Source organism: Microbulbifer maximicatervae (SeqCode) (genome assembly GCF_052467225.1).
In genome coordinates this window covers 3,073,082-3,092,040 of record NZ_CP174303.1, presented here as the reverse complement: position 1 = coordinate 3,092,040, position 18,959 = coordinate 3,073,082, and the positions used below count along the sequence as shown (strand labels likewise).

The 18,959-nt window shown below is 50.5% G+C and carries 17 protein-coding genes; 11 read left to right on the top strand and 6 right to left on the bottom strand.

Features of this window, described 5'->3' with window-relative positions; genetic code table 11:
- Positions 1-53: 53 nt before the first annotated feature.
- The 6 genes from ACJJIZ_RS13620 to ACJJIZ_RS13595 form a co-directional block, all read right to left on the bottom strand.
- Entirely contained in the window at positions 54-863 is an 810-nt protein-coding gene (locus ACJJIZ_RS13620) for a MipA/OmpV family protein (protein ID WP_444913759.1), read from the bottom strand.
- Positions 864-949: 86 nt separating this feature from the next.
- Positions 950-2,203, bottom strand: a complete 1,254-nt coding sequence (locus ACJJIZ_RS13615) for a sensor histidine kinase (protein WP_444913758.1) — start codon at positions 2,201-2,203, stop codon at positions 950-952.
- Complete coding sequence (locus ACJJIZ_RS13610) at positions 2,190-2,903, bottom strand: response regulator transcription factor (RefSeq protein WP_444913757.1); 714 nt, start codon at positions 2,901-2,903, stop codon at positions 2,190-2,192. Before ACJJIZ_RS13610 ends, ACJJIZ_RS13615 begins: the two co-directional genes overlap by 14 nt.
- Before the next feature lie 429 nt (positions 2,904-3,332).
- Positions 3,333-3,542: a cold-shock protein gene (locus ACJJIZ_RS13605; RefSeq protein ID WP_108733254.1), complete on the bottom strand. Its 210-nt coding sequence runs from the start codon at positions 3,540-3,542 to the stop codon at positions 3,333-3,335.
- A 210-nt stretch (positions 3,543-3,752) separates the two neighbouring features.
- Positions 3,753-4,817 (bottom strand): FAD-dependent oxidoreductase, encoded by a 1,065-nt coding sequence (locus ACJJIZ_RS13600; RefSeq protein ID WP_444913756.1) that lies wholly within the window; start codon positions 4,815-4,817, stop codon positions 3,753-3,755.
- A gap of 158 nt (positions 4,818-4,975) precedes the next feature.
- Positions 4,976-5,527: a MarR family winged helix-turn-helix transcriptional regulator gene (locus ACJJIZ_RS13595; RefSeq protein ID WP_282932789.1), complete on the bottom strand. Its 552-nt coding sequence runs from the start codon at positions 5,525-5,527 to the stop codon at positions 4,976-4,978.
- 449 nt (positions 5,528-5,976) lie between these two features.
- On the opposite strand from ACJJIZ_RS13595, the gene ectA reads away from it, so the two are divergent.
- The 11 genes from ectA to ACJJIZ_RS13540 all read left to right on the top strand — a co-directional run bounded on the left by ectA (position 5,977) and on the right by ACJJIZ_RS13540 (position 18,929).
- Positions 5,977-6,486, top strand: a complete 510-nt coding sequence (gene ectA / locus ACJJIZ_RS13590; protein WP_444893869.1) for a diaminobutyrate acetyltransferase — start codon at positions 5,977-5,979, stop codon at positions 6,484-6,486.
- An 11-nt stretch (positions 6,487-6,497) separates the two neighbouring features.
- Positions 6,498-7,793, top strand: a complete 1,296-nt coding sequence (gene ectB / locus ACJJIZ_RS13585) for a diaminobutyrate--2-oxoglutarate transaminase (RefSeq protein ID WP_444913755.1) — start codon at positions 6,498-6,500, stop codon at positions 7,791-7,793.
- A gap of 111 nt (positions 7,794-7,904) precedes the next feature.
- Complete coding sequence (locus ACJJIZ_RS13580; protein ID WP_444897281.1) at positions 7,905-8,309, top strand: ectoine synthase; 405 nt, start codon at positions 7,905-7,907, stop codon at positions 8,307-8,309.
- A 24-nt stretch (positions 8,310-8,333) separates the two neighbouring features.
- On the top strand, positions 8,334-9,251 hold the full coding sequence (thpD, locus tag ACJJIZ_RS13575; RefSeq protein ID WP_444913754.1) for an ectoine hydroxylase: 918 nt from the start codon (positions 8,334-8,336) through the stop codon (positions 9,249-9,251).
- A 62-nt stretch (positions 9,252-9,313) separates the two neighbouring features.
- Positions 9,314-10,744, top strand: coding sequence for an aspartate kinase (locus ACJJIZ_RS13570; protein ID WP_444913753.1), 1,431 nt, complete (start codon positions 9,314-9,316; stop codon positions 10,742-10,744).
- Positions 10,729-11,646: a TPR end-of-group domain-containing protein gene (locus ACJJIZ_RS13565; RefSeq protein ID WP_444913752.1), complete on the top strand. Its 918-nt coding sequence runs from the start codon at positions 10,729-10,731 to the stop codon at positions 11,644-11,646. Before ACJJIZ_RS13570 ends, ACJJIZ_RS13565 begins: the two co-directional genes overlap by 16 nt.
- 67 nt (positions 11,647-11,713) lie before the next feature.
- Positions 11,714-13,132, top strand: a complete 1,419-nt coding sequence (locus tag ACJJIZ_RS13560) for a sodium/proline symporter (RefSeq protein WP_413665771.1) — start codon at positions 11,714-11,716, stop codon at positions 13,130-13,132.
- Between the two features lie 529 nt (positions 13,133-13,661).
- Positions 13,662-15,125, top strand: a complete 1,464-nt coding sequence (betB, locus tag ACJJIZ_RS13555) for a betaine-aldehyde dehydrogenase (RefSeq protein WP_444913751.1) — start codon at positions 13,662-13,664, stop codon at positions 15,123-15,125.
- Between the two features lie 12 nt (positions 15,126-15,137).
- Positions 15,138-16,811, top strand: a complete 1,674-nt coding sequence (gene betA / locus ACJJIZ_RS13550) for a choline dehydrogenase (protein WP_444913750.1) — start codon at positions 15,138-15,140, stop codon at positions 16,809-16,811.
- 123 nt (positions 16,812-16,934) lie between these two features.
- A complete protein-coding gene (locus tag ACJJIZ_RS13545) occupies positions 16,935-18,152 on the top strand; it encodes a BCCT family transporter (protein ID WP_444897274.1) in 1,218 nt (405 codons plus the stop codon).
- Between the two features lie 63 nt (positions 18,153-18,215).
- Positions 18,216-18,929 carry a TorF family putative porin gene (locus tag ACJJIZ_RS13540; RefSeq protein ID WP_444913749.1) on the top strand — a complete coding sequence of 238 codons (714 nt, stop codon included), beginning with the start codon at positions 18,216-18,218 and terminating at the stop codon, positions 18,927-18,929.
- Positions 18,930-18,959: the final 30 nt, after the last annotated feature.

Sequence of the window (18,959 nt, the reverse complement as noted above, 5' to 3'; positions counted from 1 at the left end):
TGATAAGCCGGCTAGTCTAAATAATCTACACTCATCAAATATCATAAGAAGAGTTAAAATTTATAACTCACCATTAGTGACGTACGTCTAGAGCTATCAGTGTCCACGATTGGGCTATTACTAATCTCATCGCCATACCAGGTTTGATATACGCCCCCCATAAGAATAAGGTTTGGGCTAATGTTGTAACCCACTTGTACGCCTAACCGGGTAATGATATCTGCATCAGCTTCATACGCTGCCCTATCTTGAGTTACTTCATTTGGGTCTACACCATAGTAGTAATCCAACGCACTATCACTTTGCCAGCTAATAGTGAAGTCGGGTTTGATGATCCACTTTTGGTGCTTGTAAGGCAGACTATATCCAGCCGATAGACTGTATCCATCGTGGGTATCACTGATATCTTGTGAGATGCCAATCTTCCAAAGGCCTATCGGGCTTTTATAGTTCATAGATAAGTTGGCAAGAATCGCCAGATCCAGCTCTTCCATATCGCTGAGCTTATCACTGTCCCCTCTGTCTCTATCACCGGCGAAGTCGCCGCCAATACCAAGCTTCACTCGAAGTTTATCGTCGTGGTACAGATCAGCTCCCAACTCAAAACCCTGAAAGTAAAAACGCTTGTAGCGGGCTGAGATCAATGGAAATATGTTGTTTTGGTCCTCTCCATCAACGTAGATTGACTCAACGCTAAAAGTCCCAATACCTACAGAAAGTGCCGTCTCATCCTGCTTTAGCGGCTTCTGGGTAACTTCATCTGCAAAAGCCAGGCTGGATAATGCCGAACCCACCAGCGCGGTGCACATACTCAAAGTTAATGGCAGAGAACTCTTATGGTTTTGATCTCGCAAACTAGACATATTGAATCCCAATTTGAACTGGTTGAAGTTCCGTTATTTCTGGAGTGGATTCTATGCCGGTAAAGGTAAACGCTAGGTAAATAAACTCATGCCCAGGCCAGGTTAACGGTTAAATATTGTTCATTTTTGTTGTAAGAAAAGACCCATTGCTGCTGATCGGCCACTTGCTTCAGGATATGAAGGCCTAAACCAAAACCCTGCCCTTCCCCCCTGTCAAAATGCACCTGCTGTTCCGGCAGTATGGGGTTCTGAACCCGGATTCCATTTGCATCAAAATCAATATCGATACTTCCCTCAAGGGTATGCTCAAAGGCATTTCTGAGCAGATTGGTTATAGCGATATCCAATAGCACTTGCACTTGCTTCAAGTTGACCGAACTATCCGAATTGAGATGAACTTGTACATCTCGCTGTCCCAAGAGATATTTGAGCTGCTCAACTCGAGTTTGTATCATATTACTGAAATCAAATTCTGTTGATTCCAGATTTATCTTGCTTTGAGATAGCAGTAGAAGTGCCTGTGTTAGCTGGGTCATCTGCTCATAGGAGCGCTCAATCTGCTCCAGTTGAGTATCGATTGGCTTACCTTTTTTTTGCCTTACCTTCACCACATGCAAGGCACTGCCAATGGTTGCCAAGGGGGTTCTCAATTCATGGCTCGCATTCTGTAGAAATTGCCTTTCCTGCTCTTGATGATTCCATACCTGCTGTAGCGACTCTTGCAGTACTCGTCCTACACGACCAAATTCATCCTTCCTTTGCTTTAAAGATTCCGGGATCGGAGTCAACTTATGCCGGCTCTTTTGCGCAAATTTCTCCAGGTCTTTTAATGGCGATATCACTTGTCTTGCAAGAATAAGAGGCACACTTAATGCTAAAGTAAGGGCTAGTAAGATACCGATAAGAACTTCAATTTCTACCTTTTTGTACTTGCTGGGTATTGCAGCTTCTTCTATTTCTAGCACGTAGTAAGTTGTCTTAAGTGCGCTTTCAGCATAAGGCATAATTGCTAAATAGTAGCGATCATCAATTAAGTCTTTGCTAAAGTGCACCCTTTTTTCTTCGCCGTCAGCTTCCTCTAACACGCGCTTTGCCGTATTTGGCAGTGAACTGTACTCATCATATGTTTGTAACTGGGCAAAAAAAGGGTCATCAATAACCCCTCCGGCCTCAATGATACGTTTTTCAGCTACAGATATCAGTGTCGCACCTAAAGCGTGCTTAACCATTTTCACTTTGGATCTCTCGACGACAACTGCACTGCACGCCACAATTGCGGCAAGAATCCAAATATAGTGAAAGAAAAATTTTCTGCGAATGGAGCGATCAAAGGCTTTCATCACGCTTCCCCAGGATAACGCCCTTCCCTCTGATCGTGTGCAGTAGTGGAAAACTGAACCCCTTATCAATTCCCTGCCGCAACCGATACAGATGTACTTTGATTACGTCGGATTCGGGGGAAAGAAACTGCCATAAATGCTGTTCAATTTTTTCTTTAGTAACCAGCTTTGGACTCTGTTGCATCAAAAACACGAGCAATTCCCAACAGATTGGGGGCAGATTTATAGATTTCCCCTGCCTGGTGACTTCATGGGTCTCTAAATTAACTTCCAGGTCCTCAACTTTATACCGGGTTTGGGTAACGCGTCGTTTTATTGATAGAGACCGAATCCGTGCGACCAGCTCAAGCATTTCGAAGGGTTTAACCAGGTAGTCATCCCCTCCAGATTGGAAACCGGCAAGTTTATCGTCCAATTGGTCCAGCGCGGTCAGCATCAATATTGGTGTCGAGCTTCCTGCATTGCGCAACTTAGAGCTCACTTCGAAACCACTTCTACCCGGCATCATGACATCAAGTACGATCACATCGAAGTCATGCTTTAAGGTCAGCTCAGTGGCCATTATCCCATTATCGGCGTAGTCACATCGAATATTGTACTCTTCGAGGCTCTCGATAATATTGGCCGCCAGTGCGTGATTGTCTTCAGCTAAGAGTACCAACAATGGCGTTTTGCAGTCAGGCCCCATTGATCTAGTCACTCAAAAGTTCTTGATAGACCTGGAATAATAAAAGCCACTGGGTAAACGGAAAGTAAATAAGTGTAAGATTGCCCACTTACTAATCACCTATGGGAAGCTTGCCTGTGACAGCTACTGCCATATCTAAAAATGTCGGGGCCATCGCGCTTGACAAGAAATGACCCTATCAAATCTTCAGAGGCTCTTGCAAAAAGTTGCCCTCTGGCGACCCTTATTGGTACTACACCCTTCATTTGGATTGAGTTGATCCAGGTAGATCTGTCGTCGAGTTAAGAAAGCTGGGAGGGATTCGAAAATGCGTGATAGACCTAAAAAGCTCGGCTGTCACTACAAAGAAAGAGAGGTTGTACCAAGGGGGATACCTCCCCAGCACTTGCCTGGCTGGGGAAGTGGACGGTCTCGCCCCTTATTGGGGGCGAAGCCTAAAGTTTACAGACAGACAATGTTTTCTGCTTGTGGGCCTTTAGCGCCCTGAGTCACGGTAAACTCTACCTTCTGGCCTTCGGCCAAGGTTTTAAAACCGCCACCGGAAATTGCGCTGAAGTGAGCAAAAACGTCGGGACCGGATTCCTGGGCGATGAAGCCAAAACCTTTCCCTTCGTCAAACCACTTAACGGTACCAGTAACTGTATTAGACATAATAGATATCCTTGATTGAACAATTGCGCTCCAATTGAATGGAGTTGTGCGGGCAAAAAGTATTATTTTAAACGAGACCGAACGAAGGATTATGACTAAAACTACGAGGTAAACTGCAATAAAAAATGGCTTTTAAACCGGCGGACGAATAGTAGCACTAGCCTGTCACCTATGTCCACTTTTGCCTAAACCTACTCCCGACATTGGTACTCAGACCGCCGTCCACTGCCGCATAAAGGCGCGATGAACCGGAGGCACTGAGGCGATACAGTGGGCCGATAGCCACAATGCCGATTTTGCCAGAGGATTGCTCGAGGAGATCAGCTTTCTCGCCAGCTCTGTCTTCTTAACCACAGACTCTCCGGCCTCATGCCGGGAGGTGGAGTAGCTATCGACCGCACCGTTAGCGATAGCAGATGCTGCGGCTATGGCGTCGGCCATACCCAGATTCATCCCCTTCCCTCCCACTGGAGAGTGGCAATGGGCTGCGTCACCAGCCAATAACACCCGGTGCTTTCGGTAAGTTTCTGCCTGTCGGATGGAGATTTTAAAGGCCGCTGTCCTTCGGATGTTGGCGATTTCTATCGGCAACCTGAGGGTTGCCAGGGCATCTTCGGTTGATGATGCGATGCGGGCGCGGCGCCGTTCGATAGGGAGCACCAAGGTGAACTCACCTTCCCCGCCGTACAGGTCCAGGGCAATCTCTTCCGGATCGAAGTTTCCTCTCAAATCCACATCCGCAATTGACCACTTATTGGGCAGATCAATACCCGGGTACTGTATTTTCAGCTGTTGTCGCACGGCGGACTGTATACCGTCTGCGGCAATCACCCAGTCAAAAGAGGCGCTGGTATTGTCTGAGAAATTGACGGCCGCCTTGTCTGGGGTGGTTGTGATGTTAGTGACTGAGACCCCGTACTCAACTTCGACGCCCCTCTCGGCAAGAGTGTCCCTGAGGATTCCCTCAGTCCGGTTTTGCGGCAACCCGAGAGGCACCCTATCGCGAAACTCATTTCCGCTGTTGTCGATATAAACCAGGGTTCTCTCATCGCGCAATATATGCATTTTCCTCAGGGGCATTGCCTCTGCAAGAAAGGGTTCTGCGGCGCCCAGCTCTCGAAGGGCATCAATGGTGGCTGGCATAATGCCAACAGCGCGGGAGAGTTCAGAGGGGCTGTCTTTGCGCTCAACAATACGGCACTTCAGCCCCAAGGAAGTGAGGGCGACTGCAGCAGTCAATCCGGTCGGACCGGCACCAATTACCAGGATGTCCATCGATACAACTTGTAGCCTGAAAGCTCAACCGGTCGACACAGAATGCCTCGATCGCTACAGGGAGCTTGCTGCTGCAAGCTTAGACAAACTTCTACAGCTGTAGAGGGGCGTAATGGCCACTAAATGCGTGCACAGCCCCTCTTCTCCGGTGTCGCTACTTAAGTACTTTTATCTCTGTCGGAGGAGTCGGGGATGTCACTGTAGCCCAGTGCCGTTGCGGGCTTATCCATTGAGGCACCCTGGCGATCCAGAACACCGATATCCAGCACTGGGGAAGCATCGATATGTTGAGCATCCATCATTTGGGCAACGCGCTGTAGTGAAGCAATTATCATGCTTTGCTCCCAGTCTTTTAGATCGCCAAACTGACGAGCAAACTGGTCCTGAAGCGGGATGGGGGCATCGCGCAAAGTCTCCGCGGCCTCCTCAGTAAGGTAAGCATGCACTTTGCGCTTATCAGCCTGGGAGCGCTGGCGATACACCAAGCCCCTCTTCTCCAGGCGGTCAAGAATATTGGTCACGGTTGCCTGGCTCAGGCTGACCTCGTTGGCCAGTTCGCCGATCGTCACTTCACCCTTATTGCGAATAGCTTGTAGCAACAACACCTGCGGGGCGGTTAAGCCGGTGGTTTTAGCCAGGTGCTTGGAGTGCAGGTCCGTGGCTCTTATTACCCGCCGCAGGGCCACTAGCACTTGTTCGATACTGTTCAAAGTTACCTCTCAATCATGGAGTCAGGGTGATTGCCGGAATTATATCGCCGTACCCCTCAATCACTAAGCGCTTATAACTCGACTGCGAAACATCACCCCCACAAGAGCCTCAGGCTCCATCACAAAACTGTCCATTTTATGGCCAGGCGATCTCTCAGCCGGCATGTCCAATAGAAAATTTTATCGACCTCAAAATATTATTTTTACCTGCCTATAGGCTGTATATCCCACATATCCAGGCATTTCTAGGCCAAATATTGTGACTTGATTCGCCTCAAGTATCCTGGACTTTGAATTTAATTTGTGTACGATATTTAGCGTTCAAAGCATTTTTACTAGTAATCCGGCATAAAAATGCCTCTAAGAAGCTATATTTACGCCATTTGCTCAACACTTGTGCAAGTAAATATTTAGAGGTGAAAAAATATTTAGTCGGTTGGGAAGGTTTTTTGTCTAGCTCAGAAAATATTTTGTTGCGCAGCCCATTGATTGAAGATGGGATGGCCACTTACCGATTGATCAAACGTTGCCCCCCCCTGGATACAAACTCCAGCTACTGCAACCTCCTCCACTGCAGCCATTTCGCCAACACCTCAGTCGCCGCAGAGGTTGATGGAGAGCTGCTGGGCTTTATTTCCGGGTATATCATCCCCGACCGTACAGATACCCTCTTTGTCTGGCAGGTGGCCGTAGACGAGAAGGCCCGGGGGCTTGGACTGGCCTCCCGGATGATAAGTCACATCCTCGAGCGTCCTCACTGTGGTTCGGTCAGATTTATTGAGACCACGATTACAGAACACAACCTGCCGTCTTGGGCGCTCTTCCACAGTGTCGCCGATAAATTATCGGTCGATCTTCACTCCTCACCCTGGATGGACTCTCAAGCCCACTTTGACGGGCTGCACGACTCCGAAACCCTTGTCCGTATCGGGCCTTTCGCCCTCGAAGAAACACCATAAAAGAGAAAATCATGAAGATCTTTGATGAGATTGAATCAGAAGTGCAAAGCTATGCCCGCTCCTTTCCGCGAGTTTTCAATCGCGCAAAAGGCGAGCTGATGTGGGATGAGGAGGGAAATCAGTATCTGGATTTCTTGGCGGGTGCCGGCACACTCAACTACGGGCACAACAACCCGCTGTTCAAGCAAGCACTGCAAGATTACATTGAGGCCGATGGAATTACTCACGGCCTCGATATGCACACCAGGGCCAAGGGTGAATTTCTACAGGCACTGAATGAGAAAATTCTCAAGCCGCGGAATATGGAGTACGTGGTGCAGTTTACCGGTCCGACTGGGACGAATGCGGTAGAGGCGGCGATGAAAATTGCCCGCAATGTAACCGGGCAGCAGAACATCGTCACCTTTACCAACGGTTTCCATGGCGTAAGCCTTGGCTCGCTGGCCGCCACCGGCAACTCGCATCACAGGGATGCTGCCGGTGTCAGCCTCAATGGTACGCACCGCATGCCCTTTGACGACTACCTGGGCAAAAATATCGATACCACAGAATACCTCGATAAAGTCCTCTCAGATTCCAGCAGCGGTATTAATTCTCCCGCAGCAGTGATTGTTGAGACAGTTCAAGGGGAAGGTGGTATCAATGCGGCCAGTATCGAGTGGCTAAGAAACCTTCAATCCGTCTGCAAAAAACACGGCTTACTTTTTATTGTCGATGATATCCAGGCTGGCTGCGGCCGCACGGGCAACTTTTTCAGCTTTGAAGAGGCCGGTATCGAACCCGATATCATTACGCTATCCAAATCCCTTAGTGGCTATGGGCTGCCATTTGCGCTGGTGCTAATGAAACCAGAGCTGGATCAGTGGAAGCCCGGTGAGCACAACGGCACTTTCCGTGGCAACAATCTGGCTTTTGTAACTGCGAAAGCCGCTATCGATCATTACTGGTCTGACGAAAACTTCTCACGGGAGATTAAACGCAAGGGCAAATACATTTCCGAGCGTTTGAATGAAATTGTCAGCCGATATGGTGAGGGCAACTTCACCACCAAAGGCCGGGGTATGTTTCAGGGTATCGACTGCATCAGCGGCGAACTTGCAGGAAAGATCACCAAACTCGCATTCAAGCAGGGGCTGATTATTGAAACCAGCGGAGCCGATGACCAGATCGTTAAGCTCCTTTGCCCACTGATAATCACCGATCAACACCTTAAAAAAGGGATCGACATTATTGAATCCGCTATCCGGGAAGTCTGTGCCGGAGAGCGGGATATGCCTGAGGAAAGAGTCTTTTTTGAAGCCTGCTAGACTTTAAGGGCCTCTGAAAAGGTTCACGTAAAAGACCCAACTGTGCAGGCTGCAAACTAAGAATATTGCTGACCAGCCAGACTCGAATACACACGAAACAGCGAAATACCAATGATTGTCAGAAGTTTACAGGAAGCTAAAAAATCCGGCCGCCGGGTTGTTTCACCGGATAGCAACTGGGAGAGCACCCGACTCCTGCTTAAAGATGATGAAATGGGCTTTTCTTTCCATATCACCACTATTTATGCCGATGCTGACTTCCAAATGCACTATCAAAACCATTTGGAAGCGGTTTACTGCATTTCCGGCAGAGGTGAGGTAGAAACTCTTGAGAATGGCAAGAAGCACCTTATCGAACCTGGAACTATCTATATTCTCGATAAGCATGACCGGCACATTTTAAGAGCCTTCGAAGAAATGACTATGGCCTGTGTATTTAACCCCCCTTTGAATGGCAAGGAAGTACACAATGCTGAGGGAGCCTACGAACTGGAAGCTGACAAGATTGATGAATAACTAGTCAGTCATAGGGCAGTATCCATGAAGTACCTTCCAGATAGCTCAAGTGTTACCAGGGAAGATTGCTACCCCTCCCGAAAACCGGGCCTTCTGGGTGGTGCCATGGTGCGCAAAGATCCAATTGTGTATGGGGACTGCCAGCCCCTCTCCCCACTGACACCATCGAAACTCAAGCGCTACGCAGAACAGGGCTTTGTTGTACTGGAGAATTTGTTTTCCCAGGCGGAGATTAACTTTTTTACGCAAGAGTTGGCGGAGATTAAACAACGCGGCCACACTGACAAGTCGGAAGAAATTATCACCGAGCCTGAAAGTAACGAAGTGCGCTCAGTCTTTCGTATCCACAAAAGCAGCCAAATTTTTAACCGGCTTTCCAGGGATCAGCGGCTATCAAGTATTGCGAAATGTATTTTGGGTGATGAGGTTTATATCCATCAGTCTCGCGCAAACTACAAACCTGGTTTTCGCGGGAAAGATTTTTATTGGCACTCCGATTTTGAGACATGGCATGTCGAGGACGGCATGCCCCGTATGCGGGCACTCAGCATCTCCATTACCTTAACAGAGAATCATCATTTTAATGGCCCGTTGATGCTGATTCCCAAGTCCCACCGCCATTACATTGCTTGCGATGGGGAAACACCAAAAAAGAACTACCTCAGCTCACTGAAAAAGCAAGAGCTTGGTATTCCCTCAGATAGCCAATTGAGGGCTCTGGTATCCAATGGCGGCATATCTGCCGTTACAGGCAAGCCCGGCAGCGTCGTTGTGTTTGACTGCAATTTAATGCACGGCTCCAGCAGCAATATCAGCCCCGACCCGAGATCTAATTTGTTTTTTGTTTTTAATGCCTTGAGCAACAAGGTGGAGGCTCCGTTTTGCGACTTGCCTCCCAGGCCGGAATACATCTGTGCGAGGAAATCAATTTCTATTATCTGAAGCAAATCTCAATTCAAACCACTCACCCAGTTTTTAAAAGAAAGAAGGACCATTAAGAGACGATGCATACGATAGAAAAGATTGGCGGCACCTCTATGACGGACTACGAAGCGGTCCGGGATAATATTATCAAAGGTGACTCCAAGGGGATCTACAATCGTGTTTTTGTAGTCTCTGCCTACGGCGGTATCACTGACCTGCTTCTAGAGCACAAGAAAAGCGGTCAACCAGGTATCTATGCCCTCTTCTCCAGCAGCATTGAGGATGATAGCTGGCTGGTTAAGTTTGATGAGCTTCGAGCAGTACTGCGGCAAATCAATGAGCGCCTTTTTGGGTATGGTGATCTTCTCGCGGAAGCGAACCTGTTTTTGGATGAAAGGCTGGAGAGCGCCAAAAAATGTCTGAGAGACCTGCAAAGCCTGTGTCAGCACGGCCACTTCTCCCTCGACGCTCACTTGGGCACGGTAAGGGAGATGTTAGCCAGCCTCGGTGAGGCCCACAGTGCATGGAACACTTCGAAACTGTTGCAGCGGGATGGTGTAAATGCCTGCTTTGTCGATCTGACTGGCTGGCGCACCAACAAGCACATTCCCCTGGATGAGCGTATCCGGGATGCCTTTGCCACTATCGACTTAAGCAGGCAGCTGCCTATTGTTACCGGCTATGCCCATAGCGATAAGGGCCTGCTGATCTCGTTTGATCGGGGCTATAGCGAGATGACTTTCAGTCGTCTCGCCGTACTCACCGGGGCAAAGGAGGCGGTGATTCACAAAGAGTTCCACCTGAGCAGTGCAGACCCTCGCCTGGTGGGAGAGGGAAATGCAGTACCCATTGGCCGCACCAACTACGATGTGGCCGACCAGTTGGCCAACCTGGGAATGGAAGCGATTCACCCCAAAGCCGCCAAGGGGCTGCGCCAACAAAATATCCCTCTCAGGGTGAAAAACACCTTCGAGCCCGAGCACGCCGGCACCCTGATTACTGGTGACTACATCAGCGACTCTCCACGAGTAGAAATTATTGCCGGCTGTAAAGGGGTTTACGCCCTGGAGTTGTTTGACCAGGATATGGCGGGCAGCATCCACGATTACGATCGCGAAGTGCTACTGGTGATCAAGCGCTTCAAAGCCCACATTATTTCCAAAGACACTAATGCCAATACCCTTACCCATTTCCTCTCCACCAATCTGAAAACAATCAAGCGGATTCAGGCTGCATTGGAAGAACATTTTCCCGAAGCCGAACTGAACCAGCGCAAAGTCGCCATAGTTTCAGCCATCGGTAGCGATATGCAAATCCCCGGCGTGCTGGCCAAAGCAGTGCAGTCGATGTCCAAAAGCAATATCCGCGTGCTCGCCATGCACCAGTCCCTGCGTCATGTAGATATGCAGTTCATCGTTAACGAGCCAGACTATGATGCAGCCGTTCGGACTCTACACGAGGCACTGGTAGAGATTTACAATCACGGGACGGCGATATGCCTCGCATCCTGAGCCTTTGTGCCCTGCTCTTTTTATTAACTTCCGCCACCTCTATTTCCCAGGAAGCGGAAGAAAAGAAAAAAGACAGTGCGCAAAGCGAGGTCGACACCCTTGAGAAGCCCTTGTACACACCCTTCATCGAGCGCTATATGCTCGACGAAATTAAGCAGCTGCGAATCGATCAGGCTAATGCCAAGCAGGAATTGATTCAGCAAATTGTCGATCGTGAACACAACTCTGTCGATCGAGCCGTAGCCTACGCAACCGATACGGTTACCTACTTTTTCTACTTGATAGCCGCCGCCACTTCAATTTTGGTTTTAGTTGGTTGGCGGTCATTCCAGGATATTAAAGAGCGGGTGCACTCCCTGGCCGATGAGGAAATCTCAAAGCTGGTCCAGGAATACGAAAAGCGCTTGGAAGTTATAGAGAAGCAGCTTCAACAGAAAACACAGCATATTGAAGAAAACCGCGAGGAAATCGAGCTAACTCAGGAAGTACAGTCCCTGTGGCTGCGCGCCCAACAAGAATCCTCAGTGGCAAATAAAATTGCCATTTACGACGAGATTCTGCGCCTCCGTCACGAGGATGTAGAAGCCCTTACCTATAAAGCTGATGCGGTGCTGGAGCTTAACGAGCCCCAGTGGGCCGCCAATCTTTGCCACCAGGCCCTGGGAATTGACCCGGACAACAGCCATGCCTTTTACCAACTGGCTTGCGCCCATACTGCCATGGGCCAATTTGATGAGGCGCTGCGTTTTCTGGCTGAAGCTATCAAAAGGCGGGAAAGTTACCGCGATGAGATCCTGGTTGACAGCGCCTTACAGCCTTTAGCGGAAAGTGAAGTATTTGAGGAGCTCGACCAGGTTATTGCCAATACTCCTTCGCCGCAGAGTGGTGGCAAGGGAAGCTAGAAGTATTCGGATAACCTCTGAAGACCAACCCATAAAATAATACGGGATAAAAATAATAGGATTGCCGATGATCTATTCATTTCTTGGTTTTTTACTTTTGTTCACTCTGGTCGGTCTCTCTTCTGCGATGTTCAGCCGTCAAACCAAAGCCGACTATTACCTTGCCAGCAGTGGTGTCTCCCCCTGGCTGGTGGGGTTGTCTGCCGTGGCAACGAACAATAGCGGTTATATGTTTATCGGGGTTATCGGCTATACCTACACCACTGGGTTGGCCTCCATCTGGCTGATGGTGGGGTGGATTGCCGGTGATTTTCTGGCTTCCCTCTATGTACACAAACGATTAAGGACCGCTACCAGTTCAAGTGGTGAAGTCAGCTACGCAGGTGTTCTCAGTAACTGGCACGGACAGAAGTACTCAGCCCTGCAGCGCCTGATCGGCATCATTTCCCTGTTGTTTTTACTAACTTATGCCTCCGCCCAAATGGTTGCCGGAAGCAAAGCCCTGCACGTACTGCTGGATTGGCCTCTCTGGTCCGGTGCTGTAGTTGGGGCTGTGCTTGTATGCCTCTACTGTTTAGCTGGCGGCATCCGCGCGTCCATTTGGACTGATGCGGCCCAATCCATCGTTATGATGGGGGCTATGGCAGCACTTCTAGCCGTCGCCCTTGCCAACTTGGGTGGCATCACCAGTGCGGCGATAAAAATGCAGGCTATTGAAGGTTTTACCCATTGGTTTCCCGAGGGGCTCGCCTTTGCGGGCTGGGGCGGGGTGATACTCTTTGTGCTCAGTTGGGGGTTTGCCGGATTGTCTGTGATTGGACAACCCCACGTTATGGTTCGATTTATGACCCTGAAGGATTCCAGCAAGATGAACTGGGCAAGGGCCTGGTACTATCTGTGGTTTATCCTTTTCTATTGTATGGCCACCGGGGTCGGCCTGCTCTCCAGAGTGTTTATTGCTGACACAGGGAGCTTTGATGCGGAGCTTGCTCTTCCCACCATGGCTATGGATTTGTTGCCCCCTGTTTTTGTTGGGCTGATCCTGGCTGGTATCTTTGCCGCAACCATGTCCACCGCAGACTCCCTGCTTCTCAGCTGCTCCGCAGCCATTACCCACGATATTCTTCCACACAAGATTGAAAAAACCTGGTTCCTCAAGCTTGTCACAGTTGCCATAACCGGCGGCGCATTGCTACTGGCGCTCGCCAATAGCCAAAGTGTGTTCAGCCTGGTTATTTTCGCTTGGTCGGGACTTGCCAGCGCATTTGGGCCCCTACTCCTGGTATTGTGTTTTGGGGGTAAGCCATCCCAGGCAACCGCTATCGCAGCAGTGATTATCGGCTTTACAGCTGCGATTACCTGGCGGCTACTGGGGTATCACGGCGTGATCTATGAGGGATTGCCGGGTATTGCAGCTGGGTTAGCAGTGCTCTATCTGGCCAGCCTAAACCGCCAAACCTCCACTTTACGCGAGGCAAACAGTTAAATTCACTCAAAGTAATTCTGGGGAGGTAGAGCCTCCCCACCTACCAGACCTTCACCAGCTAGAGCCTCCTCCCCAAAAAGCGACAAATTCTATCTCCTGCCGCCCGAAGCCCCCGCCTTTCGGGCACCTGACTTGACCCAGAGATAGCCAGATTGAGCAAAATTCATACAGTGCTTTTTATAGAGTTCAAATGAGATTTTTGGCCCAACCCAGCCCACTTTTAACCCTTGAAAATATGGATTAACTCTGTAGTCGCTGAAAAATAAATCCTCCTACGAATCTGCCAGCTTTGTTGCATTGAGTGCTAACAATTAGAGTTCAAATTAAAAATATGTTACATTTTGTGTCATATCGTTCGATAAACGACTATCGAGCCCGGGCTGGAATCTGACGATTAGGGACAAATGTCTTCGTCAGACCGGCCCTTTTTTATGATGACTGGACCTTCACGATCGGCCCATTGCGCCCTTCAAGTCCATCGCCAACGAATAACCGACTGACCCTCTGTTAAAGCAGTATGGAGAGACAGATGTCACTGGACAAACAACGGAATTTTGTAGACGGCCGCTACCTGTCGAATGAGAGCGGCGAGTGCTTTGATGTATATAACCCGGCGACCAACGAGGTCAGCTACCAGGTTGAGGTTGCCGACGAAAAGGTACTGGCAGAAACCATCGAGAGCGCCAAGCGCGGTTTTTCCCAGTGGTCAGCGATGATGCCGGTAGAACGCAGTCGCATCCTGCTGAAAGCAGTAGCACTGTTGCGCGAGCGCAACGACGAACTGGCAGCTATCGAAGTGGCTGATACCGGCAAGCCCTGGCAGGAAGCCAGTGTTGTCGACGTGGTGACTGGGGCTGACTCCATAGAATTCTTTGCCGGCCTGGCTGCAGGCATTGAAGGCAATCAGCAGCAAGTTGGTGAGGACTTCTACTACACCCGCCGCGAGCCCCTGGGCATCTGCGCCGGAATCGGTGCCTGGAACTACCCCTTACAAATCGCTTGCTGGAAAGCCGCCCCGGCCCTGGCCTGCGGTAACGCCATGATTTTCAAGCCTTCCGAAGAGACCCCCAAAGGTGCTTTGAAGTTGGCTGAAATCTTTATTGAAGCGGGCATGCCCCCGGGTGTTTTCAACGTAATCCAGGGCGATGGCGCCGTGGGTGCCTGGCTGACTAACCACCCGGATATCGCCAAGGTTTCCTTTACCGGCGAAGTGGGTACCGGCAAGAAAGTGATGGCCGCAGCGGCTTCCAATCTGAAAGAAGTCACCATGGAGTTGGGTGGCAAATCTCCGCTGGTTATCTTTGATGATGCCGACCTGGAGCAAGCCGTTTCTGCTGCCATGCTGGGCAACTTCTACACCCAGGGCGAAATCTGCACCAACGGTACCCGGGTATTTGTACACCGTAGCATCCACGATCAGTTCCTCGCTCGTCTGAAAGAGCGTGTTGAGCAAAATATTATTGCCGGTGATCCGATGAATCCGGACACCAACTTCGGCGCCCTGATTTCTGCCAAGCATCAGCAACTGGTAATGGACTACATCAGCAAGGGTAAAGAGGAAGGCGCGACCCTGTTCTGCGGCGGTCACACCCTTTCACCAGAAAATTCACCTAACGGTTACTTCGTTGCTCCCACTGTATTCACCGACTGTCATGACGATATGACCATCTGCCGCGAAGAGATCTTCGGCCCGGTAATGTCGGTACTGGTCTTTGATGATGAAGACGAAGTGATCCGCCGCGCTAACGATACCCGATTGGGCTTGGCCGCCGGCGTATTTACCCGTGATATCACTCGCGCCCACCGTGTGATCCACCAGATGCAAGCGGGTATCTGCTGGATCAATGCCTACGGCGCTTCCCCGGCAGAAATGCCGGTGGGCGGATACAAGTTATCCGGAATCGGACGCGAAAATGGACTTGCGACCCTGAACCACTATACCCAGCTAAAAGCGGTGTATGTGGGCCTGGCACCACTGGAAAGTCCATTTTAAGCGGTACCCTGTATGAGTGAGTTTGACTACATCATTGTCGGCGCCGGCTCTGCCGGTTGCGTTCTGGCCAACCGCCTGTCTGCCCAGGAAGATAAAAAAGTCCTCCTGGTAGAGACAGGAGGTAGCGATCGCAGCATCTTTATCCAGATGCCCACCGCGCTGTCCATCCCCATGAATACTGAGAAGTACGCCTGGCAGTTTACGACTGAACCGGAGCCCCACTTGGATAACCGCAGTATGCACTGCCCCAGGGGCAAGGTACTCGGTGGTTCCTCCTCGATTAACGGGATGGTTTACGTGCGCGGGCACGCTAAAGACTTTGATGAGTGGGCACAGCACGGCGCCGAAGGCTGGGATTACGCCCACTGCCTGCCCTACTTTAAACGCTCTGAGACCTGGGCTTTCGGCGGTGACGATTATCGTGGTGACGAAGGTCCACTGGGTGTCAATAACGGCAATGAAATGGCCAACCCCCTTTATGGAGCCTTTATCGAAGCTGGCAAAGAAGCTGGCTACGACTACACCGCAGATTACAATGGTGAGCAGCAAGAGGGCTTTGGCCCCATGCATATGACGGTAAAAGATGGTAAGCGCTGGTCTACCGCCAACGCTTACCTGAAGCCGGCAATGCAGCGCCCCAATTTGACGGTATTGACCCACGCCACTGTGCATAAGGTGATTCTGGAAGGTAAACGGGCAGTCGGAATCAAACTTGAACGCAAGGGAAAGATCCTGGAATTCAAGGCGCGGCAGGAAGTCATCCTCAGCGCAGGTCCCATCGGCTCCCCTCACCTTCTTCAGCTCTCCGGAATCGGAGATCCCGACACACTGGCAGAAGCCGGTATCGAACTCCAACACGAACTCCCCGGCGTCGGCCAAAACTTGCAGGACCACCTGGAGTTCTATTTCCAGTTCCGCTGCAACCAACCGATTTCCCTGAATGGCAAGCTCGATCCGTGGAATAAATTCCTGATCGGCGCTCGTTGGATACTGAAGAAGGATGGTCTCGGAGCCACCAACCATTTCGAGTCATGCGGTTTTATTCGCTCCAAAGAAAATGTGGAGTGGCCGGACCTGCAATATCACTTCCTGCCAGCAGCCATGCGCTATGACGGCCGCGAAGCTTTCGACGGCCACGGCTTCCAGGTGCATATCGGGCACAACAAGCCCAAGAGTCGCGGCAGAGTCAAAGTGGTGAGCAGTGATCCCAAGCAATCCCCTTCCATCCTGTTTAATTATTTACAGGAGAAAGAGGATATTGAGGGTTTCCGTGCTTGTGTGCGACTAACTCGCGAGATTATCAATCAGCCGGCTTTCGACGAGTACCGGGGCGATGAAATCCAGCCCGGCACCGATATCCAGACTGATGAACAAATTGACGCTTTCGTACGTGAATCCGTCGAGAGTGCTTACCACCCATCCTGCTCCTGCAAGATGGGCACTGATGCAATGGCAGTGGTAGACCCGGAAACCCGTGTACACGGATTGCAGGGCTTGAGAGTTGTAGATTCCTCCATCTTTCCGACCATTCCCAACGGCAACCTGAATGCGCCCACCATTATGGTGGCGGAGCGGGCTGCTGACCTGATTTTAGGGCGCCCAGTATTGGCGCCCTCCGAGGCACCGGTAGCGACCAAGGCTACCAGCACTCAGCGACCTGGCCGCCCTGCGCGCTCAGTGAGCTGAATTTACGTCGGCGCTCTGGCAGAGATTTGACTGCCCCCTTCAAATGCGACGGGGATACTCAAATCTCGCACAGCAACGCCCTTGAGGGGCGCCGGCATACCAATAACTAGCTGGAGACTCAGCATGACAGCTTGGCTTTCTGCGGGATTATTATTTACCTTCACGGCAATAATTTTCTCGCTGATTAAATGGGGAAATGTGAAGATGGTCGGGGTGACCCCGGTTAAAACCTTCACTTTTATAGCGATCCTTTTCACCTCCGGCCTCGATGTAGGCCTTATCATGTTCCCCCTCACCGAGTTCGGTGGCTACGCAGACCTAACCGCAAACCCAGAATACGGCTTCACCAACGCACTCGCGATTGAGTTTGGTTTTTGGGCCTTCCTGATCTGGGGTTTCTACTTCCTCACCTGTTTTTACTTCTGCATTATCGAGCCCAAAGTTAAATTCTTTGAGATCGGCCTGGTAAAGCTGATCAACAACGTGGTGATTATCGGTACCTGCGCGTTTACCGCCTACCTGCTGCTTAGCAACTTGCCCTGGTATCTGCCACAGGTTGGCGATGGTGAAACCATTGTTGGCACCTTCTACCTGATCGTATTTGCCGTGATCGCCGCTGCGGTCTACTCATCCACCAGCCTGCGCTATGTGCGCTTCCTCAGCTTGGCGACTACCTGGATGTTTATTGGCCTGATCGCGGTAATGTGGGTAGGCGCCTTTACCGGTGAGAACGGTAGCGTTGGCGACTTCGCTTCCACCTTTGCGCTGCTCGGCGGTTACTTCGGTAATATCCACCAGTTCGTGCTGCCGCTGAATGACTACCACGAGTTCTACCTGTTCTGGTGGTTTGCCTGGAGCATTATGATTGGCCAGTTTACCTCCCGCTTTGTGGGCGGCCTGCGCACTTACCAAGTACTGGCGGCGATGCTGATATTCCCATCCATCCCCATCGCGCTCTGGTTCACCGTGCTCTACTACTACTCCAGCCAAGGCCTGGATACCAGTGGCTTCTACAACCTAGCTATGGTGATTGTGGGTGTTACCTTCGTGATCAACTCGCTGGATTCCCTGATTCGCCTCTACACCGACAACCTGGGCATGACCGTTGCGCGTCTGGGCAAGTGGAAATACTTCGTCCTGAACCTGGTTGCGATGAGCCTGCTCACCCTGCTGTTCAAGCTCAACTTCCTGCAAATCCAGTGGATCGGCGCTCTGGTAATTGGCATTTTCTTCTGCTGCCTGGGTTACATCCTGGTGAAACGCTTCAGGGCAGTAGCAGCTATCGACTCCTCGCCTAAAGAAAACAAGATCGACTTTAGCAAGATCGAACTGGCGAGCTAACTGTTGAAATCCCCCGCCTGGTTTGGCGGGGGCTACAAAATATAAATAAGTGGTAATTGAACAATGAAATCAACTTTGAAACTTTCTGCACTGACCTGCGCTTCCCTGCTGGTGCTTGCCCAACAATCCCAAGCGGAGCTGTCCTCTACTGTAAACCTGACTACTGACTACACCTTTAACGGTGTCAGCCAGACTCAAAACGACCCAGCACTGCAAGCCAGTCTGGACTACGGTTTTGATAGCGGCTGGTATATCGGCACCTGGGCTTCCAACGTAGACTTCGGTGGCGATGACGACACCAACCTGGAGTGGGACTTCTATGCCGGTAAATTTATGCAGCTCAATGAAAAAGTGAGCCTGGATACCGGCATCGCCTATTACACCTATCACGGCGATGATGATCTCTCTGATGACTACGCCTATCCGGAAGCTTATGCCAAGCTTGGCTACAGCTCTACTCTAGGCGAATCAGAAGTCAATGGCTGGTATAGCTGGGATTACTTTGGCACGGGCGGTGGTCATTACATTATGATGCTGGCGCATACCTTTGAGTTTGCCGAGGGGCATAATGTTCGCTTCAGTGTTGACCGCTCTACCAGCGTCAATAAAGACAAATGGACCTGGGAAGGCAAAAAATCTTACAACCACTACCGAGTGGAGTATATGACTTCCCTGGAAGGTTTTGATTTCAATGTTGCCGCTGAGAATACCAATCTCGACTCGGGCACTGCTGACGAGCGAATTGTCTTCTCTGTTGCCCGCACTTTTAGCCTTTAAACTATGAGTGCAGCCGGGGCTTTAGATAGC

Excerpts from the sequence above, each read along its gene's own strand:
- ACJJIZ_RS13540 (WP_444913749.1), top strand. The coding sequence starts at position 18,216 with ATGAAATCAACTTTGAAACTTTCTGCACTGACCTGCGCTTCCCTGCTG.
- ACJJIZ_RS13545 (WP_444897274.1), top strand. The coding sequence starts at position 16,935 with ATGACAGCTTGGCTTTCTGCGGGATTATTATTTACCTTCACGGCAATA.
- ACJJIZ_RS13605 (WP_108733254.1), bottom strand. The coding sequence starts at position 3,542 with ATGTCTAATACAGTTACTGGTACCGTTAAGTGGTTTGACGAAGGGAAA.
- ACJJIZ_RS13570 (WP_444913753.1), top strand. The coding sequence starts at position 9,314 with ATGCATACGATAGAAAAGATTGGCGGCACCTCTATGACGGACTACGAA.
- ACJJIZ_RS13620 (WP_444913759.1), bottom strand. The coding sequence starts at position 863 with ATGTCTAGTTTGCGAGATCAAAACCATAAGAGTTCTCTGCCATTAACT.
- betB (WP_444913751.1), top strand. The coding sequence starts at position 13,662 with ATGTCACTGGACAAACAACGGAATTTTGTAGACGGCCGCTACCTGTCG.
- ectB (WP_444913755.1), top strand. The coding sequence starts at position 6,498 with ATGAAGATCTTTGATGAGATTGAATCAGAAGTGCAAAGCTATGCCCGC.
- ACJJIZ_RS13580 (WP_444897281.1), top strand. The coding sequence starts at position 7,905 with ATGATTGTCAGAAGTTTACAGGAAGCTAAAAAATCCGGCCGCCGGGTT.
- betA (WP_444913750.1), top strand. The coding sequence starts at position 15,138 with ATGAGTGAGTTTGACTACATCATTGTCGGCGCCGGCTCTGCCGGTTGC.
- ACJJIZ_RS13565 (WP_444913752.1), top strand. The coding sequence starts at position 10,729 with ATGCCTCGCATCCTGAGCCTTTGTGCCCTGCTCTTTTTATTAACTTCC.
- ACJJIZ_RS13600 (WP_444913756.1), bottom strand. The coding sequence starts at position 4,817 with ATGGACATCCTGGTAATTGGTGCCGGTCCGACCGGATTGACTGCTGCA.
- ACJJIZ_RS13560 (WP_413665771.1), top strand. The coding sequence starts at position 11,714 with ATGATCTATTCATTTCTTGGTTTTTTACTTTTGTTCACTCTGGTCGGT.
- ACJJIZ_RS13615 (WP_444913758.1), bottom strand. The coding sequence starts at position 2,203 with ATGAAAGCCTTTGATCGCTCCATTCGCAGAAAATTTTTCTTTCACTAT.
- thpD (WP_444913754.1), top strand. The coding sequence starts at position 8,334 with ATGAAGTACCTTCCAGATAGCTCAAGTGTTACCAGGGAAGATTGCTAC.